Genomic DNA, 22,872 nt, shown 5'->3' on the forward strand with positions numbered 1-22,872 from the left:
CGAAATCCGAGGTGGACCATGGAAATCGACGTCGCCATCACAGCAAAACTGCCACGCGAGCAGGCCGAAGCCTTGCTCCAGGCACTACGCACCCAGTACTCGATGCAGTTCAACGAGTACTGGTACGACGATCGTTTTCGCCTGATCCCCGAGGGTTTGCGGCACGGCTCGCTGCTCGCGGCCTTCCCGGTGATGGCCGCGCAAAAACGCCTGATTGGCGCCCTCAAACACAGTCTCGGCGAAGTGAAGTAAGCCCCGATGAACATGAAATACGATCTACGCGCCGACATCCTGCAACGCCTTCAGTCCGATTACGGCCTCAAGCACAAAGCGGGAAAATACATGCGCGAAGGCGAATGCCCAGCGTGCAAGAAAAAGGAGCTGTACGCCTTCCACGATGACCCGTGGATGATCCGTTGTGGCCGGGGCAAATGCGGCCAGACCTGGCACGTGAAAGAGATCTACGAGGACCTGTTCGACGACTGGAGCAAACGTGCTCCGGCCACCGAGCAATATCCCAACGCAACGGCCCGTGCCTACCTGGAGTTTGCTCGCGGCTTTCGTCTAGATCTGATTCAAGGCTGGTTCACCCAGGAAACGTATTTCTCTGGCGAGTTGAATGCCGGCAGCGCGACGGTGCGTTTCACCCTGGATAAGGGCGGCTACTGGGAACGGCTGATCGACCGGCCGCACCGTTTTGGCAAGATGAAAGCGCGCTTCAAACCCGGCGACAGTCCGCGTGGCGTGTGGTGGTGCCCGCCCTGCGTCGAGCTGTTGGACGTCACCGAAATATGGATCGTCGAGGGCATCTTCGATGCCATTGCTCTGGTGCACAACGGTATCGCAGCAGTATCGGCGATGTCGTCCGGAGCCTACCCCGAAGAGTCATTGAAAGAGCTGTCACGGCAGCGTGGCGGCAAGTTGCCAAAACTGGTGTGGGCACTGGACAACGAGCCCGGTGCGCACAAATACACCAAGCGCTGGGTCCGTCAGGCCCGCGCCTTGGGCTATGAGTGCGAAGCGGCGCAGATTCCACAGCCCGACAGCCGCAAGGTTGACTGGAATGACCTGCATCAGCGTTGGACCTTTATTGATGACGAAACCCAGCGTGCCGAGCGGATCGAAAAAGACCTGGCCACGGCTCGCTATCACGGGTCCCTTCTAATTGCTGAAAGTGCATCAGAGAAAGGCGTGTTGATGTACGACTGGCGCGAGCGGCATGAATTTCACTTTGGCTTCGACAGCCGTTTGTACTGGTTCAAACTGGACCTGGAGAAGTTCAGCAAAGTCATGCACGCGCTGGATACCTCTACCAAGCACGAAGACCAGCTTCTCAATGACAAACAACGTCGCGATAGGGCCTTGCGCCAATGCGGCGGCGTGGTCGAAATCGCCAACTGCTACCCGCAGGCGCTGTATTTCCAGCGCAATGAAGTCACTGACGAGTCCTGGTACTACTTCCGCGTTGACTTTCCTCACGATAGCGGCAGCGTAAAAAACACCTTCACTGGTGGTCAGGTCGCTGCCGCCAGCGAGTTCAAGAAACGCCTGCTCAGCATGGCCGCTGGCGCCGTGTTTACGGGCAGCGGCCAGCAGCTCGACAAAATCATGAAAGACCAGCTCTTCGGCTTGAAAACCGTGGAGACCATCGACTTCATTGGCTACAGCAAGCAGCACAGCTGCTACGTGTTCGGTGATATAGCGGTGCGCAACGGCATCATCAGCGTGGTGAACAAAGAGGACTTTTTCGAGTTCGGCAAGCTGCGGCTCAAAACGTTGCAGAAGTCGATTGCCATGCACATTCAGCGCGATAGCAAGGTGTATCGTAGCGACTGGCTGCCGATGCTGTGGCTGTGCTTCGGCGCCAAGGGCATCGTTGCCCTCGCCTTCTGGTTCGGTTCATTGTTCGCCGAGCAGATCCGTGCTCAGTACAAATCGTTTCCGTTCCTAGAGGTCACGGGCGAAGCCGGTGCCGGCAAGACCACGCTGCTGACATTCCTGTGGAAACTGCTCGGACGCGAGCACGAAGGCTTCGACCCATCGAAGTCGACCCGCGCCGGCCGTCAGCGAGCCATGGGTCAGGTTTCAAACATGCCGGTGGTTTTGATCGAGGGCGACCGCAACGAACCGGACAAAGCGCATGCCAAGGGGTTCGACTGGGACGAGCTCAAAGACTTCTACGGTGGCGGCACGCTCGGCACCAAAGGTATGAAAACCAGCGGTAACGAAACCTACGAGCCGCCGTTTCGGGGCGCTATCGCTATTAGTCAAAACGCCGATGTCAGCGCGTCCGAAGCGATCCTGACCCGAATTATCAAATCGCACTTTGCGCGCCCAGAAGTCACCACCGAGAGCCGTGCGGCAGCTGACAACCTGAACCTAATCCCGGTCGAGCACCTGAGCCACTTTCTGCTGCTCGCGGTGCGCGCAGAAGCGCAGGTCATGGCGACCTTCGCCGAGCGTTTGCTTGTCCACGAACAACGTCTGCGCAAGCTCAACGAAATCCGCGTCGAGCGAATCATTAAAAACCACAGCCAGTTGATGGCCTTGGTCGATTGCTTATGCCTGGTCTGCGCACTCGATGAAAACCAAGTGGTGACGACCCATCAAGCCCTGACAGCCATGGCCCTGGAACGTCAGGCCGCGATCAGCGCCGACCACCCGTTGGTGGCTGAATTCTGGGAGGTCTACGAGTACCTGGAAAGCTTGGGCGAAGGCCCGCAGGTCAATCACAGCACCGACCCCAAATTGATCGCCATCAACCTCAACGAGTTCGCCGAGCTGGCCAGCGTGCACCGTCAGAACCTTGCCGACTTGAAGACCTTGCGCACGCTGCTGACGGAGAGTCGCAGCCACAAATTGGTGGAAACCAACAAACCCACGTACAGCGCCGTGCGCGCTTCACAGAGCGCCCGCAACGCGATGTTCAACAAACCCTTAACCGTGCGCTGCTGGGTGTTTCAGAGCGCATGAACCGCAGCAACCACAGGAGCAGCACCATGCAAATCCAAGTGATCACCGGCGATGTGGCCACCGGCAAAACAACCAAGTTGCGAACGATTGAAGCGACGCTTTTAGGCGAAGGAAAGGATGCCAGCATCATCCATGCGGAATCTTACGCGGCATCCGGATTGCTTCGAATTATGGAAGTGCGGGTTCACAAAGGGCAACGAACGCTACTGGTTGACGACTGCACCCGCCAACAGATCGATGCGGTTCTGGAATGGCAATCAGCCGTTGAGGAGGACAAGCAATACGACGACCTGATTGTTCATCTGGTGCGAAAAGCCAACTGATCAGAATCGCCTGAGATTGAAAAAGTGATGTCGAGGAGTTGCACCTCCCCGACACCAACCACCACCAAGGAGCAACACCATGCAAGCACAACGCCCAAGCAGTAGCGGCACAGAGGCTATCACGAACGTCTTGAAAGTCGGGGATGACGTTACCTATGTCGTTGGTCGCAGTACCGGGCATAGCGTCAGCTTCAGCGTTCACGAAGGAAAAATCGCCGTGATCAGTGGCCGTGTGGCCACCGTAAAATCCCGTAACGGTAGCAGCAGTGTGCAGCCGTTGAATAAGCTCACTCGTAAAGGCCAACGAAATGCCCTGACCCGTGCGCTGTTGGGGGATGCGGAATGAACAACGGGAAATCCTTCCCCTGGAACCTCGACCTGACAGGCATCTGCGACCAATGCGGCAAATCTCGCGCCCATGGTAACCACAGGAAATGCAGCAAAGTACGCCAGGCGATCAATGCACGACGCCGAGCAGAGGAAGAACAGACCGGAAAAGCTCTAAGACCTAGAAAAAGCGCCGGATTGTTCTGGTTACTTCGCCAGGAATGATCGGCAACACTAGAACTCGAAAGGCCCGGTAACGGGCCTTTCTTATTTCAGAGGCGTGGTCAGTTTTTCAACATCGTGTGGGGACGCACATGGCAGATGGTGTAGAAGCCCGAGGCAATTCAGTACGGGTCTATTTTCGTTTCAATGGCGAGTTGTGCCGGGAGCTTGTACCCGGCGGCAACACAGCGGCCAACCGGGAGCATGCCGCACGCCTGGTGAACATCATCGAATACGAGATACAGGTCGGCACTTTCGAGTACAGCCGGCACTTTCCCAACTCTCCGAAATTGGTCGAAAACACCTTCGGCCATTACCTGGATTTGTGGCTGAAGATTAAGAGCAATAGCGTTGCCGCCACTTCCTACCGAGGCTACTCAAATAAGGCGGAGGTCCATGTGCGGCCGCGCTGGGGCAAGGTTCAGATCGACCAAATCGATCACCTGGATTTACAGGAGTGGGTACAGGACACGCTGTCGAAGAGGCTCAAGAACAAGACCATTCGCGACATCATCAGCAATGTGCGTCAGGTCTTTAGGCTATATCGCACCCGCAAGAAGGTCGCTCATGACCCAACTGAAGGGCTGTTTGTCCGTCTGCCCGACCCCGAAGCCCCAGACCCGTTCACCAGGGCAGAAATCAAACAGATCCTCGAAACGCCAACTAGCCGCACGCAAGAGTTGTTGATGGTGCAGTTCATGATTTGGGCTGGACCTCGAGTATCAGAAACCATTGCCCTAGCGTGGGAGGATGTCGACCTAGAGCTAGGTACTGTGACGTTCCGTCGATCGAAGGTGCGCGGAGCATATCGGGTAACGAAAACTCGGCGCTCGACGCGAAAGGTGCGGCTGCTGGAACCCGCGTGGGATGCATTGCGCAAGATCGATGCAATTAATCAGAAAAAGACGGCGGATACAGTCGAGATTGTTGAGCGGGACAACAAAACGGTGCGGCAGCACAAATTGCATTTTGTTTTCTTGAACAGCAAAAGCGGCCTGCCGCATGTGAGCGACTTCGTTGTAAGGGATCGGTTCTTCAAGGCGCACTTACTTAAGGCTGGTGTTCGCTATCGCGGGCCAGGGCAATGTCGCCACACCTACGCCAGCCAATTGCTGACTACGGGCGTCGCTTCAATCGATTGGATTGCTGAGCAGATGGGGCATACCAATGGGAACATGATTCGGCAGCACTACGGGACCTGGATCAACGATGATGGTCCGGATGTCGTTGCCATCCTGCAACACGCTCTGAAACTGTAAACCACTGGATATACAACGCGAGGCCAATTCCGGCGCAACGAAGTAACAACAACCGGTTGAATCCACAACCCATTCCGGACGTTCTAAATCAAAAGCAGGGATTGGGTGTTATGAACTACGATTGATTGCACGTAGCATTAAATTAACTAGGAGAAATGGTGTGTCCAACATTGACGTGTATTTGCCAGCGGTTGATGGATCGGCGTATTGGCCAGTAGCGAAAGGAGATTCGTGCAAGGAGGCTGTACACGTCCTCTTCACTGACGACTTCGCAGCGCCACCTCACCGTCTAGTAATTAAAGTCACAACGGAAACGGGAAAGGTGGTCGAGGTGAGCATTCCGTACGATGACACTGGAAAGGCCGCAGTGCGAATCGACGGCGCGTTGGTATGAACCACCACTGATTTCCTGGGTACATTCAACCGGCAGCATGGGCCGATCACTGCCTGTCGCGAAGGACTGCAATCGACCCAGACCTGCAGGTCTAGCTTTTTCGAAGCAGCCATTCGCACTGATGATGACGATGGCGCGTCGATTTGTTATCTCTGCCCAGGTTCAGCACCGTGTGCGAAGGAGGGATATGAAGGTGCTCCCCGTCCTTAAGACTCAGGCTAAGAAAACGTCGATCCGGATTGCGTTCGTGTTGACGGTGCTTCTTTGTCTAGGATGGTTTTTCTCCGGATTGATCTCGCTGCTCATGCACGACGTCTTTCAATGGTGGCGGGGCGTTCTTCGTTTGGAGCGCTATTTGCCGCACATTGCCTCCCATGTCTCGGTGCACGCATTGTTTGGCTTGCTCGTGCTCGTCGAGCTGATACTTTTTGCTTGCTTAGCTTGGAAGATGAAGAAGAAGCATGCGACAACAGGTTTGTGCCTGATGATTGTTGGAATCCCATTGCTCTCCGTCGGCCTAGTCGCTCACATCGATGCCAGGCTGACTGATCTTCTTGCTCCTACTGTGCCCTTCCCCGGATGGGAAGCCGTTTGCTTCATTTTGGGGACAACGTTGACTCTGCACGGCATCTTTTGGGAGCGTATGGTGGCTTGGCGAAGACTTTCGCGCGCCATCGACTATCTTTGGTATGGCGGCGGCATATTCGCCGTAGTTCTCGGTACTACAAGCTACTACAAAGCCCAGGAACTCACATTCTTCCAAGCCACCCTAGTCGACTATTATCTTGCCAAGGATCGCATAATCCCTGCACTTGAAACCTTGAAATCGTATTGTGCAGACGCGCCACTGATTGAGCACGATTCCGTGTACTCAAAGAGCGCGCATTCAAGACCCTCTTCGCAGCTCTGCGAAATGATCCAACTGGAACGGGAGCTGTGGGCGGCCGACAACTTACTTACGCTCGGGGGGACGTTCGACTTCCACTTGCTTAATCCCAGCTTTCGTCATTCCACAGGGAGCACTGCTGCGGATCTCGCATACACCTCCGCGATTGTTTGGTATCGGGACTCCGATCAGGCGAAGAATGGCGAGCGAATGTGTAAGCTTGCGCAAGAAGAATGGGACAGAAGTGGATGGGCGCGCCTGGAAAATGAGGCCTTGGAGAATCACGCGAAGGCAACGCCGCTGCCTTCATATGCGATGCCCATAGAGCAAGAACTTGCCCCAATCGGAGAGCGCACCGTGACGTTGGTCATTAGTCTACCCTTCGGACCGCCGCACCGCTTTGGTACCGACATCTGTGAAATACGGGCAGAGATTGTTCACCGGCTTGACGTCCATGCTGGACGTTCCTTCGTTATCATTCCGAAGACGATGAACGCTCTCGCGACATCTTGGTCCATGGTCCTGGGGCTATTCATAGCGATACGGCTGCTGAAGACGACAGTAGAATTTCGCAACGATGGAAATAAAAAAAAATAGAACGGAAGGATTATTGGGCGCCGAACGTCATCAGACGGTACATATCGCCGTAAGCGATGTACGAGTGCTCTAGATTAATGGGGGGGCTTGACGGCATTCAGAAATCGCTAGTTGGACCACTGAGTTCGATGCCAAGACGACGTGCATACTCCCACAGGGCAGGAATAACGTCGCAGATTACTATTCCGGTTGAACCAGCAGCCGCAACGACCGAGCTCACAATGCCTCGCTGACGGCGCAGTTTTTACCTTTGACACTATCCCACCGCACGGAACTCGCGCCTGCAAGGCGCCAAAGGGCCGCATTTGGCGGTCGGCGTGTTTCACTCCGGCGTCATCAACACTGCTAGGGTCATCTTGATGAACTCCTCATTCTTGTCGATGGTGGCCAGGGCACCGCGAACGTTCTCGGCAACATCGGCTGAACCGCGCGCTTCGACCCAGATCGACAGTTCCATGATGGCCGCTTCGAGGGCAAGTTGATTTTCGTTGATCTTGTATAGCAGGGAAGGCAGCAGGTCTGAATTTGGCATCGTGACTCTTCCGTGGAAAGAAGCAGCGTAGGCCAATTTAGGTTATTAAGGCGCGCGCTAACAAACTCAAAATGCAGGCCGTGTTCCCATATTGTTCCCATATGGCCGTTTTTTAGTCGCCAAAAACCACAAACCCCCGACTTTCTCTAGGAAAATCAGGGGTTTGTGTTTGCAGAATGTGGCGGTGAAGGAGAGATTCGAACTCTCGATACAATTTCTTGTATACACACTTTCCAGGCGTGCTCCTTAAGCCACTCGGACACTTCACCGTATCTCGTCAAACAAGTTCTGTCTGTCGAGGCGCGCTAATGTAGTCGAAAGCTTTTCCGATGGCAAATATTTTTTTCAGAATTTTCATGCGCTTAGCGATTTAGTGGTTCCGGCGCATTTACGGCGATGGCAAACCTGCCAATCTTCGGCTCCGCATCCTCCTCTATAGAGAGAGGAATGCGCGGCGGGTGTGGCGGGTCGGGCTTGCCGGGCGAGGAAAGGGTGACTGGTGGGTCAGTCACGGCGCTTTACCTGGCCTGTGGTGGTGGGTAACGTCTGCCTCATCTTTCATACAAGGAATAGCGTCATGAGTGAGTTGATTTCCTACCATCTCGAAGACGGTATCGCGACCCTGACCTTGAGCAATGGCAAGGTCAATGCCATCTCGCCGGATGTGATTGCTGCGTTTAACGCTGCGCTGGATCAGGCGGTCACTGATCGTGCGGTGGTGATCATTACCGGTACGCCGGGGATTCTGTCGGGCGGTTATGATTTGAAGGTGATGACGGCCGGTCCTAAAGAAGCCGTGGCGCTGGTCACTGCCGGTTCGACCCTGGCGCGTCGCCTGTTGTCGCACCCCTTCCCGGTCATTGTTGCGTGCCCTGGGCATGCGGTAGCCAAGGGTGCGTTCCTGCTGTTGTCGGTGGATTACCGCATTGGTGTCGACGGCCCGTTCAGCATTGGCCTGAACGAAGTGCAGATCGGCATGACCATGCACCACGCCGGTATCGAACTGGCGCGTGATCGCCTGCGCAAGTCGGCGTTCCACCGCTCGGTGATCAACGGCGAGATGTTCAATCCGCAGAGCGCCGTGGATGCGGGTTTCCTCGACGTCGTGGTGTCGGCCGAGGAACTGCAAGGCGCGGCGCTGGCAGCGGCTCGTCAGTTGAAGAAGATCAACATGACCGCGCACAAGAACACCAAGCTCAAAGTGCGCAAAGCGCTGCTGGACACCCTGGATAACGCGATCATTCTGGATCAGGAGCATATGGGTTAAAACCCGCACACGTAGCACCGAAAAGCCCGACCGTCGTGTCGGGCTTTTTCTTACGCGCATTGTTTAAAAGCCTACAACCGCTCTAGATCGCGTCTGACGCATAAGTCGGAAACATGCGCTCAAACATCGGCTATCTCCGACCTCTAGAGCGGCAATTGCCGAAAACAGTGCACATCCGTACACTGCGCCACCTTTTGTCCCGGTGGGGCCTGTACATGCTGTTCTTGTTTCGTATGTTATTGATGGGCCTGCATTTTATTCTTGCCGGTGTGCTTGGGGTGCTTCTGGGCGTGTGCCGTCCGTTCAACCCGGATAACAGCCGTTTGTGTGCCCGCTTGTATGCGTGGCCGGCGATGTGCATTTTGCGTCTGCGGGTGAAGGCTGAAGTCGGACCGTTGATGGATAAACCCGACAGCTGTGTGATCATCGCCAACCATCAGTCCAACTACGATCTGTTTGTGTTCGGCAACGTGGTGCCCCGCCGCACCGTCTGCATCGGCAAAAAGAGCCTGAAATGGGTGCCGCTGTTCGGGCAGTTGTTCTGGCTGGCGGGCAATGTGTTGATCGATCGCGGCAATGCGCAGAAGGCGCGCCAGTCGATGTTGACCACGACCCACACCCTGCAAAACGAAGACACGTCGATCTGGGTTTTCCCGGAAGGCACGCGCAACCTGGGCGAAGAGTTGCTGCCGTTCAAGAAAGGTGCGTTCCAGATGGCCATCGCCGCTGGGGTGCCGATCGTTCCGGTGTGCGTCAGCAGTTACGTCAAACACATGCGATTGAACCGCTGGCGCAGTGGGAAAATTCTGATTCGCTCATTGCCGGCAATTCCTACCGCTGGATTGAGCCTGGATGACATGCCGCTGTTGATCGCCCAGTGCCGCGAGCAGATGCGCGAGTGCATCGCCTCGATGGATCGGCAGCTGCAAGCTACCTGATAAACAAACCCGCCCTGGTTTCTTTTGCCTACGAACTCTGCAGATTTCACTGACTCTCAAGTAGCAGACAAGGCTAAGCTGAACGCTGCCTGCCATTGCCATTTGCTAATAAGAAGTGAACCACCATCATGGGTAGAGTTGTTGCTGCTGCGGTTTACAGCGCCGGTAAGAAAGTCACCAATATCACCCTCGACGAAGGCGCTGCCTGGGCTGCAAAACCCGGCCACTTTGTCTGGATCGGCCTCGAAGAGCCGAACGCCCAAGAGTTGTTCAATCTGCAACGCCAGTTCAACCTGCACGAACTGGCCATCGAAGACGCCCTGGAAAAACACAGCCGGCCTAAGCTGGAAACCTTTGGCGACGCGCTGTTCATCGTGACGTACTCGCCGATCCGGCATGAAGGCAAACTGGAGTTCATCGAGACGCATATCTTTGCCGGCAACGGTTACATCATTACCGCACGCAACGGCCACTCGGCGTCCTACGCCTATGTCCGCCAGCGCTGTGAGGCGCGTCCGCTGTTGCTTGAGCACGGAGAGGATTTCGTACTCTATGCCATCCTCGATTTTGTGATTGAAAACTACCAGCCAATGGGCGAAGCGATCCACGCAGAGATCGATGAGTTGGAACGCAACGTCATGTGCGGCTCTTTGAACGAGCGCGACATTCAAAAACTCCACAGCCTGCGCCGCGACGTGCTGCGCTTACGCCGTTATGCAGCGCCGATGGTGGAGATCGGCGAGGAGCTGCAAAAGCTCAGCTTTCCGTTCATCGACAAGAACATGCGTCCGTACTTTCGCGACGTACAAATCCACGTGACGCGGCAGATGGAAGACCTGACGACCCTGGCCGATATTGCCAGTCAGACCATCGAGGTCGGGGTGTTGCTGGAAGCGTCACGGCAGAGCGTGGTGCAGCGCAAGTTTGCCGCGTGGGCGGCGATTTTGGCGTTCCCGACGGCGGTGGCCGGGATCTACGGGATGAACTTCCAGAACATGCCGGAGTTGAGTTGGCATTACGGCTATTTCGGAGTTCTGGGGTTTATTGCGGTGGGGTGTGTGGGGTTGTGGGCGAGTTTCAAGAGGTCTGGGTGGTTGTAGCCGACACCGAGTCGTTTGTGAGATTCGCGGGCAAGTCGGATCGCCGCACCGCTCGCTCCTACAAGGTTTCGGTGTACCTGTAGGAGCGAGGCTTGCCCGCGAAGCTTTTCGGGTTAAACCGTTTCAGGCTTGTGCGCCACAAACCGCATCATCCATTCGGCAACCGTCGTGCCATGGTGTTGATGCTCCAGGCTCGCCACACCTTTCTGATAAATCTGCTCGCCCAGCGCTTGCTGACGAATATCCAGCAGCGCCCGTGAGTAATCGTGAATAAACTCCGGATGCCCCTGGAAGCACAGCACCTGGTCGTTGATGTGATACGCGGCAAACGGGCAGAAGTCGCTCGATGCAATGACCGTGGCGTTTTCCGGCAGCGCGGTGACCTGATCCTGGTGACTGATCAACAAGGTCAGTTCTTCGCGCACCGGGCTCATCCACGGCGCCTTGGCGGCGAGTTTGTAGCTGTGGGTGCCGACGCCCCAGCCCTGGGTCGCCCGTTCGCTCTTGCCGCCCAGCAACAGCGCTAACAACTGATGGCCGAAGCACACGCCCAGCAATTTGTCGCCGCGCTCGTAGCGGGTCAGCAGGTAAGCCCTGAGGGTTTCGATCCATGGATCGGTGCCGAAGGAATCGGCTTTGCTGCCGGTGACCAGGTAAGCGTCGAAGACCAGATCATCGCTCGGGTACTCGCCTTGTATCACGTTGTACACGGTGAACTCGGCAGCGATGGGTTGCTGCGAAAACAGACGCTGGAACATCTGCCCGTAACCCTGATATTCATCGACCAGTTCTGGACGCAGGATGTCGGTTTCCAGAATGCAGATGCGTAACGACATAAAAAATACCTGACACGTGATGGGAATAATGCACACCTCAGAGCCTGCCTCGAAACATGGTGGCAAGGCAAGCCCCGGAGTGCGTCATCCGTCCCTTAAAACACCTCCCCTTTGGCGGCTTTTTCCAGCAGCAGCGCAGGTGGCGCGAATCGCTCGCCATACTGCTCGGCCAGATACTGGGCGCGGGCGACAAAGTCTTTCACGCCGTACTGGTTGATGAACTGCAGCGCACCGCCGGTCCAGGCGGCGAAACCGATACCGAAGATCGAGCCGACGTTGGCGTCCGCCGTCGAGGTCAACACGCCCTCCTCCACACAGCGCACGGTTTCGATGGCTTGCACGAACAGCAGCCGATCACGCACGTCCTTCGGCGAAATCTGCCCATCGGCTTTTTCGAAACGTTTTTTCAGCTCCGGCCACAGGTGCTTCTGGCCACCGGCCGGGTAATCATAAAAACCAGCGCCAGCGGCCTTGCCCGGACGCTTGTATTCGTTGAGCAGCAAGTCAATCACGGCGAACGCCGGGTGCTCAATCAGCGGTTTCCCTTCTGCCTGCAAGTCTTTGGCGGTTTGCTGGCGGATATGGCTCATGAGGCTGAGGGAAACTTCATCGGAGATGGCCAGAGGCCCGATCGGCATCCCGGCCTTGCGCGCTTCGGTCTCGATCATCGGCGCGCTCACGCCTTCGCCGAGCATGGCGATGCCTTCGTTGGTGAACGTGCCGAACACCCGCGAGGTGAAGAAGCCGCGACTGTCGTTGACCACAATCGGGGTTTTCTTGATTTGCAGGACGAAATCGAACCCGCGAGCCAGGGTTTCGTCGCTGGTGTTGGCGCCTTTGATGATTTCCACCAGCGGCATTTTCTCCACGGGGCTGAAGAAATGCAGACCGATGAACTTAGATTGATCCGACACGGCGGTGGCCAGACCGCTGATCGGCAACGTCGACGTGTTGGAGGCGATCACCGCGTCCGCGCCGACGACTTTTTGCGCGGCAGAGGAGACTTTGGCTTTCAGCTCGCGGTCTTCGAACACCGCTTCAATGATCAAGTCGCAACCGGCCAGGTCGGCATCGCTTTCGGTGGGATGAATCCGCGCCAGTGTCGCTTCGCGCTGTTCGACGCTTAATTGACCGCGCGCAACTTTCTTGTCCAGCAACGCCGCCGAGTGGGCCTTTCCCTTCTCCGCTGCGGCGAGGTTGATGTCCTTGAGCACCACCTCGATACCCGCCGATGCACTCACAAAGGCGATGCCCGCCCCCATCATCCCGGCGCCAAGCACTCCCACGCGACGCGTCACGTAAGGCGCAAAACCTTGAGGCCGCGAGCCCCCGGCATTGATCTCGTTGAGTTGGAACCAGAACGTGCCGATCAGGTTTTTCGACACCTGGCCGGTGGTCAATTCCGTGAAGTAGCGGGTTTCGATCAAGTGCGCCGTGTCGAAATCCACCTGCGCGCCTTCCACGGCGGCGCAGAGGATTTTCTCCGGCGCGGGCATGCAGCCCTGGGTTTTGCTGCGCAGGATCGACGGCGCGATGGCCAGCATCTGCGCGACTTTCGGGTTCGATGGCGTGCCACCGGGAATCTGATAACCCTTCACATCCCAACGCTGGGTAACCGAAGGGTTGGCGATAATCCAGGCGCGCGCCTTGCTCATCAGTTCATCGCGATCCGCCGCCAGTTGATCGATCAAACCCGCCTGCAGTGCCTGCTGCGGCCGGACTTTTTTGCCTTCGAGCAGATAGGGCAAGGCTTTTTCGATGCCCAACATCCGCACCATGCGCACTACCCCGCCGCCGCCCGGCAGCAGGCCGAGGGTGACTTCCGGCAAGCCGAGTTGCACCGCCGGGTTGTCCAGCGCCACGCGGTGATGGCAGGCCAGGCAGATTTCCCAGCCACCACCCAACGCCGCGCCATTGATCGCCGCGACCACCGGTTTGCCGAGGGTTTCCAGGGTGCGCAACTGACCCTTGAGGGTCAGCACCATGTCGTAAAAGGCCTTGGCCTCGGGCTTTCCGACCTTGATCAGTTCGTTGAGGTCGCCGCCGGCGAAGAACGTTTTCTTGGCCGAGGTGATAATCACGCCGGCAATACTGTCCTTGTCAGCCACCAGTCGGGCGACGCAGGCGGCCATGGCCTCGCGGTAGACCGCATTCATGGTATTGGCGCTCTGGCCCGGCATATCGATGGTCAGGACGACGATCTGGTCCTGGCCTTTTTCGTAACGAATGGCGTCGGTCATTAAGGTATTTCCTTGAAGTCGGGGCTCAGAGTCGTTCGATGATGGTGGCAATGCCCATGCCGCCGCCGACACACAGGGTCGCGAGGCCAAAGCGCAGGCGCCGGGTTTCCAGTTCATCGAGCAGCGTGCCGAGAATGGCGCAGCCGGTAGCGCCCAACGGGTGGCCCATGGCGATGGAGCCGCCATTGACGTTGACTTTGTCCGGGTCGATGGCCATGTCCTTGATAAATTTCAGCACCACCGAGGCAAAGGCTTCGTTGACCTCGAACAAGTCGATGTCTTCGACACGCAGCCCGGCCTTGGCCAGTGCCTTGCGGGTAGCCGGCGCGGGGCCGGTGAGCATGATGGTCGGATCGGTGCTGGTCACTGCCGTGGCGACAATGCGCGCCCGTGGCTGCAAGCCCAGCGCCCGACCCTTGGCTTCGGAGCCGATCAGCATCAGCGCCGCGCCATCGACGATCCCGGAACTGTTGCCCGGCGTGTGGACGTGGTTGATCCGCTCCACATGGCTGTAGACCCGCAGCGCGGTGGCGTCGAAGCCCATTTGCCCGATCATCTCGAAGCTCGGCTTGAGCTTGCCCAGGCCTTCCAGGGTCGACTCGGCGCGGATGAACTCATCGTGATCGAGCAGGATGATGCCGTTCTGGTCCTGCACCGGCACCAGCGACTTGTTAAACGAACCGTCCGCCCGCGCCCGCGCAGCCTTTTGCTGGGAATGCAGCGCGTAGGCATCGACGTCCTGACGGCTGAAGCCTTCAATCGTGGCAATCAGGTCGGCGCCGACGCCTTGGGGGGTGAAATGGCTGTGCAGATTGGTTTCCGGGTCCAGCGCCCAAGGCCCGCCGTCGCTGCCCATGGGCACGCGGGACATGGATTCGACGCCGCCGACCACCACCAGGTCTTCGAAACCGGAACGCACTTTCATCGCACCGAGGTTCACCGCTTCCAGCCCGGAGGCGCAGAAACGATTGATCTGCACGCCGGAAACGCTGATGTCCCAATCGGCGACCTGGACTGCGGTTTTCGCGATATCCGAGCCTTGATCGCCGATCGGCGTCACACAGCCAAGCACCACGTCATCGACCTGGCTCGTGTCCAGGGACGTGCGCTGCTGCAACGCCGTGAGCAGCCCGGCCACCAGGTTCACCGGTTTGACGCTGTGCAAGGCGCCATCGGCCTTGCCTTTGCCACGGGGTGTGCGTAACGCGTCGAAAATCAAAGCTTGGGTCATGACATCCTCGTTTTTATTGTTGTCCATCAAACGATCGCGGCGATCTTTTGATCTTTTAAGGAGCCTCCACCTTATTCCGCGCCGCCGCCAATTCAATGACCGCAGCGCTCACCGGCATTGACGGACACGCTCAGACGGACGGTCGTCGACGATCGGGTTTACCGTTTCAGGAGACGAAGCTGTCTAGCAAAAGGCCGCCCAAGAAGCTGGCAATAGGCCTCATGCCTTTTTAAGAGCTTTTTGTGGCACGTCCATATGAAATGGATCTAAACCGCGAGTGACGCGGGCTCTAAGGTGAACAGTACGAAGTTGTCGTCGGGTTTTGCCGAGGCGCTCGTACAACAGGAAGTGCAACGCTCTGCCGTCATGGAGAAATGCAGGCAGGCATCAGGAAATAACAAAAAAAGGCAGACAGCCATGTTCAAGCATTCGAAAGTACGTCAAGCCGGGCTCATTCTATTCGCCACCACGCTGTTATTGATTTTGCCGAACCTGACCAAGGTGATCGGCTGACCAGACACCAGCCAATCCGGTATTCATAAAGAGTTGTTCGCCTCATTAAAAATGTGACTGGCTCGCTACCCGGGCCAGCGTCGGTGTGCCAACCTGTGTGGCACTTCCACGACATGGACGGCGAACGCTTGAAAACGCTCATTCTTTTCGGGGCCTTGCTCCTCAGCACGCCCCTTTTAGCCGCACAGCTGAACCTGGAGCTGGGCGCGGGCAGTCGCACCTGGCAGACCGAGGAGTTGCTCAAGCATCCTCAGGTCCAGACCGTCACGATTACCAACGATGTGTCCTACAAGCGCGACATGAATTATCGCGCCGTGCCAATGGCTGCGTTGTTGACCGGTATCAAACCTGAAGATCACCTGCAAGCGGTGGCGCTGGACGGTTTTGCCGCTGAAATGGCGGCAGCGCCGTTGCTCAATGCCAAGGGTTCGCGAGCCTGGCTGGCCATTGAAGACCCGGCTAAACCATGGCCGCCCCTGGCCGAAGGCAAGCCGAGTGCCGGTCCGTTTTATCTGGTCTGGACCGATCCACAGGCGGGGAATATCAGCCCGGAGCAATGGCCGTTTCAAGTGGCCGCCATTAAGCGTTTGGCGCCGGTCGCCGAGCGCTTCCCTGCCCTGCTGCCGGATCCGGCATTGAAGGCGGATGATCCGGTCAACAAGGGTTTTGCGCTGTTTCAGAAGAATTGTCTGGCGTGTCATCGATTGAACGGCGCGGGGGATGCGCAGTTCGGGCCGGACCTGAATATCCCGTTTAGCCCGACCGAGTACTTCGGCGCGGACTTCCTCAAGCGCTACATTCGTGATCCGCAGAGTTTGCGGCAGTGGCCGCAGGCGAAGATGCCCGGGTTTACCGCGCAGGTATTGCCGGATGGGGATCTGGAGATGTTGGTGGGGTATTTGAAGCACATGGCCGGGCGCAAGGTTAAGCCGTAGCCTGGTGTTGCCTGGGCTGGCCTCTTCGCGAGCAAGCCCGCTCCCACATTAGGTCTCCTGCGGACACAGAATGTGTGACCGGCAAAGATCAAATGTGGGAGCGGGCTTGCTCGCGAAGCGGTATCCCCCGATTCTACTGTTGTTGCACCAAAATCACTGGCGCAGGCATCGGCGTCGGCGAAACAAACACCTTCGCATGCATCTGCTCGCACCCACCGCCCCGGCGCATGCCGCGCACCGGGCAGGCGTCCAGGTAATCCAGGCCCACCGCCAGTTTCAAATGCCGCTCGGGCCGCGCCAGTTCGTTGGTCACGTCAAAGCTGTACCAGGCGTCGTCGAGCCAGGCTTCGGCCCAGGCGTGACTGGCCAGGTGTTCGCTGTTTTCACTGTACAAATAACCCGACACATAGCGTGCCGGAATCCCCAGGCTGCGGGCGCAGGCGAGGAACGCATGGGTGTGGTCCTGGCACACGCCCGAACGCCCGGCGAAGGCCTGGGCGGCGCTGGTGTCGACTTCGGTGGAGCCCGGCGTGTAGGTCATGTGCTGGTTGAGGCCATGCATCAAATCGATCAACGCCGTGCGATCCCGGCGTTGCTTGCATTCCTTGCTAGCGAACGCGCGCAAGGCCTCATCGGCCTCGGTCAAACGGGTGAAACGCAGGAATGGCAGCGACGACTGGCTCTCGTGCTCGGCTTCGCGCAATTCATCGATGTCGACCTGGCCACGGGCGCCGATGATGATCGCCTCGTGCGGCTCGTCCATGGTCAGCACGTGCAGGATGTTGCCGAACGGATCGAGCTGCGCGCGCACCGGGCGCGGCAGGTCGAGCTGCCAGCTCAGCACATGCTGGCGCTCGCTGTCGTGAGGGGTCAGTCGCAGGTACTGGATGCTCGCCCGCACCTGATCTTCATAGTGATAGGTGGTCTCGTGGCTAATGGAAAGTCTCATGCAGCCTCCAGGTAGGAACTGTGAATGGCGTTACCCAACTGGCGCACCAGCGGGATGAACTCGGTCAGCCAGGCGTGCAGGCCTTCGTCGAGAATTTCGGTGATGCCGGTGTAGCGCAGGCGCGCGTCCATTTCCGCGGCCAGGCGTTGCGCGGGGCGGCCGTTGGCTCCCGGCAGCTGGGCGAGGATCTGATCGATTTCTTCGGTGCAGGCCCGCAAGGAGCGCGGAACGTCAGCGCGCAGCAATAGCAATTCGGCCACATGCCGGGCGCCGGGCGCATCGCGGTAAATCTCGGTGTAGGCCTCAAAGGACGACAACGCCCTTAATAAAGCGCTCCACTGGTAATACGCGTGGGCCGTTCCATCGCTGACCGCTTCGGCCTGATCGCCCGCCATTTCGTAGCGGGCATCGAGCAGGCGCAGCGTGTTGTCAGCCCGTTCGATAAACGTCCCCAGCCGAATGAAGCGGAACGCATCGTTACGCATGATCGTGCCGTAGGACGCGCCGCGAAACAGGTGGGAACGTTCCTTGATCCACTCGCAGAAACGGCTCATGCCGTAACGACTCAAGCCCTGGTTGGCGATCCCGCGAATTTCCAGCCAGGTGGCGTTGATGTTTTCCCACATGTCGGCGGTAATTCGCCCACGTACCGCATGGGCGCTGGCCCGTGCGGCGCCGAGGCAGCTGTAAATGCTCGCCGGGTTGGCCGCATCGAGGGCGAAGAAGTGCAGCAGCCGTTCGGCATGCAGTTCGCCGTGGCGCTCCAGGTAATCGTCCAGGGTGCCGGTAATCAGCAACGGCATGGCGAGTTCGTGCAAACCATCACCACGGCCATCCTGTGGCATCAGCGACAGCGAATAACTGATGTCGAGCATCCGTGCGAGGTTTTCCGCCCGCTCCAGGTAACGCGACATCCAATACAAATCCGAGGCAGTTCTACTTAACATGACAGGCTTCCTTCAATCCTCGACCACCCAGGTGTCCTTGGTTCCGCCACCCTGGGAAGAATTCACCACCAGGGAGCCTTCGCGCAGGGCGACACGGGTCAAACCGCCGGGCACAACCCGGGTTTCGCGGCCAGACAATACAAACGGACGCAAGTCGATGTGGCGTGGCGCAATGCCGTTTTCGACAAAGGTCGGACAGGTCGACAAAGACAACGTCGGTTGCGCGATGTACGCATGCGGCTTGGCTTTGATCCGTGCGCGAAAGGCTTCGATTTCCGCCGCCGTCGCCGCCGGCCCCACCAGCATTCCGTAACCTCCCGAGCCCTGGGTTTCCTTGACCACCAGGTCTGGAAGGTTGGCCAGCACGTGGGAAAGTTCGGAGGGATTACGACACTGGAACGTCGGAACATTCTTCAGGATCGGCTCTTCGTCCAGGTAGAAACGGATCATGTCGGTGACGAAGGGATACACCGACTTGTCGTCCGCAACCCCGGTGCCGATGGCGTTCGCCAGCACCACGTTGCCGGAGCGGTACGATGACAACAGGCCTGGAACGCCGAGCATCGAATCCGGGTTGAACGCCAGCGGGTCGAGGAACGCATCGTCGAGGCGGCGGTAGATCACGTCGACGGCTTTCGGCCCGTCGGTGGTGCGCATGAACACCTTGTCGTCACGCACAAACAAATCCGCGCCTTCCACCAGCTCGACGCCCATTTCCCGAGCGAGAAAGGCATGCTCGAAAAACGCGCTGTTGAAGCGCCCCGGCGTCAGCACCACCACGCTCGGGTTATCGATCGGGCTGGAGCTTTTGAGGGTGTCGAGCAGCAGGTTCGGGTAGTGGTCGATGGGCGCGATGCGTTGCGCCGCGAACAGCTCGGGAAACAGGCGCATCATCATCTTGCGGTCTTCGAGCATGTAGCTCACGCCGCTGGGTGTACGAAGGTTGTCTTCGAGCACGTAGTACGTGCCGTCGCCATCGCGCACCAGGTCGACACCGGAGATGTGGGAATAGATATCGCGGTGCAGATCCAGCCCTTGCATCGCCAACTGGTATTGCTCGTTGGCCAGCACCTGCTCGGCCGGAATGATGCCGGCCTTGATGATGCGTTGCTCGTGATAGAGGTCGGCGAGGAACATGTTCAGCGCCTTGACCCGCTGGATGCAGCCACGTTCGACGATCCGCCACTCGCTGGCGGGAATGCTGCGGGGAATGGTGTCGAAGGGAATCAGGCGCTCTGTCCCTTGCTCATCACCGTAGAGCGTGAACGTTATCCCGGCGCGATGAAACAACAGATCGGCCTCGCGTCGCCGTTGTGCCAAAAGCTCGTCAGGCGTTTCGGCCAGCCAACGGGCAAACTCCCGATAATGCGGGCGGACCTGGCCGCCGGCATCGTACATCTCATCAAAATAGGTGCGGATCATGCCGTACTCCTTGTCACCCGGACATGCAGGCCTTCGCAAGGCCCGTGCCATCGGCATAAACGCTTTGATATCAATCAGTTGGATAATCGCTGCGCACACACCGCACCAATCCTGTGCGGCAAATGCCCCAACCTGATCGCCCCCGCTTCATTGCGACGCAATGGTGTCGCCTATCACCAGCATAGCCAGAGTTGATTTCACTGCTCGGGGGACGATGCGGATAATTGGGGCATTCGCTGGAAAACGTACCGAACTTCCCTTTTAGCCACCCGCTCAGGTGGCTTTTTTTTTGTTTTCTTGAAACAGGATCAAAAGATCGCAGCCTCGTTGCACTCGACAGCTCCTACAGAAAAACACGGCCTCCCTGTAGGAGCTGTCGAGTGCAACGAGGCTGCGATCTTTTCGCTGCACAAACGAAAACGGCCAACCCGAAGGTCAGCCGTTGCTGAGCGTTGTCACTGTTCATAAGGTTATGCGAGTAGCCCTCGTACCTCCTGCTTGACGCCCCATCCTTCGATGATGCCGCCCAAAGGCTCGACCACTGCCTCGAAGTCCTGCTCAAAGTCGCCGATGCCGTCGTAGGTGGCGTACATCACTTTGCTCAGTTCCAGGTACCACGCGCCGTCGTCGCGCACGCTGATTTGTGCATTCAAGGATTCACCACAGTAATGCCCTGCCGCCCTGCGCGCCCGCTCCTCGTCCGGGAAAATGGCGTAGAACTCGATGGGATGGAATCGTGAAAAGTCAAAACCGCCTTCTTTCATGCGGCGCAGCACGCTGCTGCTGATGTCTTCTTGATAGGCTGTGCTCATGAAACGTCCTCCTCAAACCGATGGATAGACTTTCCGTACTCCCGACGCCCGCAACCTGACGCTGCGCGCGATGCGGCAAGCAAATTGCCATTGGGACACAAGCATGTAGCTGACAAGACCAGACCTTAGCGATCCGTTCGCTGATCTCGATTGCAGAGTAGCCCCAAGATAGAGGCGCTGCCAAGGTCTGGTTGAGAATGCGACAGGAGATATTCAGATTGGCGTGATGCCGAGGATTTCTATGCTGTTCTGGGTCTTGAGACTTTTAACGCTCGCATCAGCGGTTCGCCCTTCCAGATCGTTCAGATCCAGTTCGGCAGCGACAGGCAGGAGCCGGGCCTTGATGAGTTTGGCGGCGTGCTCGTTATCCGGGCACTCATCGCACTCAAAGACTTCTTCGACCGTTTCGCCGTGATCATCCACGAAAGTGATTTTCCACTTTTGCATCAGTGCCTCCTCGATCAAACCCGCAAATGGGCTTACAACTATCTGGACTTTTACACTGACTGTTCGTTCAACCGGATTGCCGGTATTACGTGTAGGAGCAAGGCTTGCCCGCGAAGAACGATAATGCGGTTTAACAGGAAGACCGCGTCATCGTTCTTCGCGGGCAAGCCTCGCTCCTACAGGTATGCCCGGAATCAGATACGTACGTTGCCTCGTGGCCCGGCGATGGCCCAGATGATCAGGCCGAGGACTGGCAGCAACAGGATCAGCAGCACCCAGACGATTTTCATCCCGGTGTCGGCGCCACTTTTCAGCACGTTGATGATTGCCCAGATGTCCAGGGCAAGAATGATCAGGCCAATCAGGCCGTTGAACGTGGAACCCATGGTGACGCTCCCTAAGAGTGGTTTGCCCTTTTAGGATAGCCGGCCATGGCAAGGGTTCCGTTTTATTCCATCAAACGTGGGTCGCCACTTTCAAGGCTTCCAGGGACGGCGCGGCGGCGATGCCGACTTCGGCGCACAACTCGAGCACGCGCGGTACGTCGTTGCCGAAGACCAGGACCACTTGCAGTTCATCGTCGAGCAGTTGGCTGAAGTTCATCAGCACGTAGCCGCCGTTTTCCTTGTTCATGCTGCTCATCTGCACCTGAATGCGATTGAGCGCGGTCAAGGCTTCGGTCTTGGCCAGTTGCTTGGGTTTGATATTGAAATCGACACCGGGGCCGAACGAGGCGACGATCTGCGCGAACAAGTCCATGTAGGTGTCGGCCTGGAACAGCACGGTCTCGGGCAGGCTACCCACCACGACCCATTCACCCAAGGGCATCGGGAAGGTGTCGTCGTAGTTGATGTCTGGATTGGCCGTCAGAAAAGCCTCTGGATCGGCGTAGGCCTGGGCCGCTTCGTCAGCGACTTTGAGGATTTCGTCGTCGCTCATGCACCCGGAGCTGATTTTGCTGATGAGTTCGATGAGTGCGGCTTTCATGAGGGGCAGATCCTGTAGCGAGGGAAATTTGAGGGCGCGAAGGATACCCCCAATCGTATTGTAGGAGCGAGGCTTGCCCGCGAAGAACGATTACTCGGTTTTACTGTTAAACCGCATCATCGTTCTTCGCGGGCAAGCCTCGCTCCTACAGATTACGCGAGCAGTTTTTCTAGCTGCGCGGTGGTATCGACGGCGCCCATGGTCTTGGCTGCATCCAGCGCCGAGACGCCGTTGGCATCCTTGGCTTTCGGGTCGGCGCCCTTGCTGATCAGGTAGTCGACGATTTCGACGCGGTTGAACATCGCCGCCATCATCAGCGCCGTACGGCCGTCGAACGACGAGCCTTCCACTTGCGCGCCCCCTTCGACCAGCGCCTTGACCACCGCCAGGTCGCCCTTGAACGCCGCGCCGGCAATCGGGCTTTGGCCGTTGTCGTTGCGGATTTCCGGGTCGGCCTTGTGTTCGAGCAGGACTTTCACAGTCTCGACATGGCCGTGGTACGCGGCCAGCATCAGCAAGGTGTCGCCCTTGTGATTGCGCAGGTTCGGCGGCAGGCCCTTGGTCAGCAGCGCAGCCATCATGGCCGCATCGCCCTCGCGCGCTTTGTTGAATACCTGTTCGGCAAATTCAGCAGCTTCTTCGGGGGTCATCTGGCGGCTTTGGTCTGACATGAGGGACTCCATCATTCGGTCAATCGGAAAGCCGACAGTTTCCCGAGCAGCTCCAAGACTGTCA

Annotated in this window: 23 protein-coding genes and 1 tRNA gene; 11 read left to right on the plus strand and 13 right to left on the minus strand. The window is 57.8% G+C overall.

Translation table 11 applies throughout. The features are described from left to right. Positions 1 to 18: 18 nt before the first annotated feature. From ACIPL2_RS17045 to ACIPL2_RS17070, 6 genes are all read left to right on the plus strand, one after another. On the plus strand, positions 19 to 252 hold the full coding sequence (locus ACIPL2_RS17045; protein ID WP_401358074.1) for a hypothetical protein: 234 nt from the start codon (positions 19 to 21) through the stop codon (positions 250 to 252). A gap of 6 nt (positions 253 to 258) precedes the next feature. Next, positions 259 to 2,973, plus strand: a complete 2,715-nt coding sequence (locus ACIPL2_RS17050; RefSeq protein WP_401358076.1) for a toprim domain-containing protein — start codon at positions 259 to 261, stop codon at positions 2,971 to 2,973. 26 nt (positions 2,974 to 2,999) lie between these two features. Continuing rightward, positions 3,000 to 3,296, plus strand: coding sequence for a hypothetical protein (locus tag ACIPL2_RS17055; protein WP_401358077.1), 297 nt, complete (start codon positions 3,000 to 3,002; stop codon positions 3,294 to 3,296). Positions 3,297 to 3,375: 79 nt separating this feature from the next. Further along, complete coding sequence (locus ACIPL2_RS17060; RefSeq protein WP_401358078.1) at positions 3,376 to 3,642, plus strand: hypothetical protein; 267 nt, start codon at positions 3,376 to 3,378, stop codon at positions 3,640 to 3,642. 295 nt (positions 3,643 to 3,937) lie between these two features. Continuing rightward, a complete protein-coding gene (locus ACIPL2_RS17065) occupies positions 3,938 to 5,104 on the plus strand; it encodes an Arm DNA-binding domain-containing protein (protein WP_401358079.1) in 1,167 nt (388 codons plus the stop codon). 581 nt (positions 5,105 to 5,685) lie between these two features. Then, positions 5,686 to 6,981, plus strand: coding sequence for a hypothetical protein (locus ACIPL2_RS17070; protein ID WP_401358081.1), 1,296 nt, complete (start codon positions 5,686 to 5,688; stop codon positions 6,979 to 6,981). Positions 6,982 to 7,303: 322 nt separating this feature from the next. Here ACIPL2_RS17070 and ACIPL2_RS17075 read toward each other — a convergent pair whose 3' ends face one another. Next, positions 7,304 to 7,513, minus strand: coding sequence for a hypothetical protein (locus ACIPL2_RS17075; RefSeq protein ID WP_401358083.1), 210 nt, complete (start codon positions 7,511 to 7,513; stop codon positions 7,304 to 7,306). A 179-nt stretch (positions 7,514 to 7,692) separates the two neighbouring features. Further along, positions 7,693 to 7,782: transfer RNA gene (locus tag ACIPL2_RS17080), tRNA-Ser, on the minus strand. Positions 7,783 to 8,090: 308 nt separating this feature from the next. Between ACIPL2_RS17080 and ACIPL2_RS17085 the strand changes: the two genes are divergently transcribed. The 3 genes from ACIPL2_RS17085 to ACIPL2_RS17095 all read left to right on the plus strand — a co-directional run bounded on the left by ACIPL2_RS17085 (position 8,091) and on the right by ACIPL2_RS17095 (position 10,818). Then, complete coding sequence (locus tag ACIPL2_RS17085; protein WP_401358084.1) at positions 8,091 to 8,780, plus strand: crotonase/enoyl-CoA hydratase family protein; 690 nt, start codon at positions 8,091 to 8,093, stop codon at positions 8,778 to 8,780. A gap of 215 nt (positions 8,781 to 8,995) precedes the next feature. Next, entirely contained in the window at positions 8,996 to 9,718 is a 723-nt protein-coding gene (locus ACIPL2_RS17090) for a lysophospholipid acyltransferase family protein (protein ID WP_401358086.1), read from the plus strand. A 128-nt stretch (positions 9,719 to 9,846) separates the two neighbouring features. Then, a complete protein-coding gene (locus tag ACIPL2_RS17095) occupies positions 9,847 to 10,818 on the plus strand; it encodes a magnesium and cobalt transport protein CorA (RefSeq protein ID WP_401358087.1) in 972 nt (323 codons plus the stop codon). A 113-nt stretch (positions 10,819 to 10,931) separates the two neighbouring features. Here the strand turns inward: ACIPL2_RS17095 and ACIPL2_RS17100 are convergent, their stop codons facing one another. The 3 genes from ACIPL2_RS17100 to ACIPL2_RS17110 all read right to left on the minus strand — a co-directional run bounded on the left by ACIPL2_RS17100 (position 10,932) and on the right by ACIPL2_RS17110 (position 15,125). Then, positions 10,932 to 11,654 carry an amidotransferase gene (locus ACIPL2_RS17100; protein WP_401358088.1) on the minus strand — a complete coding sequence of 241 codons (723 nt, stop codon included), beginning with the start codon at positions 11,652 to 11,654 and terminating at the stop codon, positions 10,932 to 10,934. A gap of 95 nt (positions 11,655 to 11,749) precedes the next feature. After that, positions 11,750 to 13,894 (minus strand): 3-hydroxyacyl-CoA dehydrogenase NAD-binding domain-containing protein, encoded by a 2,145-nt coding sequence (locus tag ACIPL2_RS17105; protein ID WP_401358089.1) that lies wholly within the window; start codon positions 13,892 to 13,894, stop codon positions 11,750 to 11,752. Between the two features lie 25 nt (positions 13,895 to 13,919). Then, on the minus strand, positions 13,920 to 15,125 hold the full coding sequence (locus ACIPL2_RS17110) for an acetyl-CoA C-acetyltransferase (RefSeq protein ID WP_401358090.1): 1,206 nt from the start codon (positions 15,123 to 15,125) through the stop codon (positions 13,920 to 13,922). A gap of 294 nt (positions 15,126 to 15,419) precedes the next feature. Here ACIPL2_RS17110 and ACIPL2_RS17115 point away from each other — a divergent pair, with 294 nt between their 5' ends. Then, on the plus strand, positions 15,420 to 15,638 hold the full coding sequence (locus ACIPL2_RS17115) for a hypothetical protein (protein ID WP_401358234.1): 219 nt from the start codon (positions 15,420 to 15,422) through the stop codon (positions 15,636 to 15,638). 113 nt (positions 15,639 to 15,751) lie between these two features. Next, complete coding sequence (locus ACIPL2_RS17120; protein WP_401358230.1) at positions 15,752 to 16,573, plus strand: c-type cytochrome; 822 nt, start codon at positions 15,752 to 15,754, stop codon at positions 16,571 to 16,573. A gap of 133 nt (positions 16,574 to 16,706) precedes the next feature. Here the strand turns inward: ACIPL2_RS17120 and ACIPL2_RS17125 are convergent, their stop codons facing one another. The 8 genes from ACIPL2_RS17125 to ACIPL2_RS17160 all read right to left on the minus strand — a co-directional run bounded on the left by ACIPL2_RS17125 (position 16,707) and on the right by ACIPL2_RS17160 (position 22,808). Further along, positions 16,707 to 17,522, minus strand: coding sequence for a transglutaminase domain-containing protein (locus ACIPL2_RS17125; protein WP_401358092.1), 816 nt, complete (start codon positions 17,520 to 17,522; stop codon positions 16,707 to 16,709). Further along, complete coding sequence (locus ACIPL2_RS17130) at positions 17,519 to 18,469, minus strand: alpha-E domain-containing protein (protein ID WP_059404668.1); 951 nt, start codon at positions 18,467 to 18,469, stop codon at positions 17,519 to 17,521. The genes ACIPL2_RS17125 and ACIPL2_RS17130 overlap by 4 nt, the downstream gene beginning before the upstream one ends. A 12-nt stretch (positions 18,470 to 18,481) precedes the next feature. Next, positions 18,482 to 19,891, minus strand: coding sequence for a circularly permuted type 2 ATP-grasp protein (locus tag ACIPL2_RS17135; RefSeq protein ID WP_059404669.1), 1,410 nt, complete (start codon positions 19,889 to 19,891; stop codon positions 18,482 to 18,484). Positions 19,892 to 20,361: 470 nt separating this feature from the next. Then, positions 20,362 to 20,703 (minus strand): ribonuclease E inhibitor RraB, encoded by a 342-nt coding sequence (locus ACIPL2_RS17140; RefSeq protein ID WP_059404670.1) that lies wholly within the window; start codon positions 20,701 to 20,703, stop codon positions 20,362 to 20,364. A 213-nt stretch (positions 20,704 to 20,916) separates the two neighbouring features. After that, a complete protein-coding gene (locus ACIPL2_RS17145; protein WP_401358094.1) occupies positions 20,917 to 21,150 on the minus strand; it encodes a hypothetical protein in 234 nt (77 codons plus the stop codon). Positions 21,151 to 21,344: 194 nt separating this feature from the next. Beyond that, complete coding sequence (locus ACIPL2_RS17150) at positions 21,345 to 21,536, minus strand: PLDc N-terminal domain-containing protein (protein ID WP_253438614.1); 192 nt, start codon at positions 21,534 to 21,536, stop codon at positions 21,345 to 21,347. Positions 21,537 to 21,606: 70 nt separating this feature from the next. Further along, positions 21,607 to 22,137: a hypothetical protein gene (locus tag ACIPL2_RS17155; RefSeq protein WP_401358095.1), complete on the minus strand. Its 531-nt coding sequence runs from the start codon at positions 22,135 to 22,137 to the stop codon at positions 21,607 to 21,609. A gap of 152 nt (positions 22,138 to 22,289) precedes the next feature. Then, positions 22,290 to 22,808: an ankyrin repeat domain-containing protein gene (locus tag ACIPL2_RS17160; protein WP_401358097.1), complete on the minus strand. Its 519-nt coding sequence runs from the start codon at positions 22,806 to 22,808 to the stop codon at positions 22,290 to 22,292. Between the last annotated feature and the right edge of the window lie 64 nt (positions 22,809 to 22,872).

The organism is Pseudomonas sp. NPDC086251 (assembly GCF_044746405.1).
Classification (GTDB): Bacteria; Pseudomonadota; Gammaproteobacteria; order Pseudomonadales; family Pseudomonadaceae; genus Aquipseudomonas.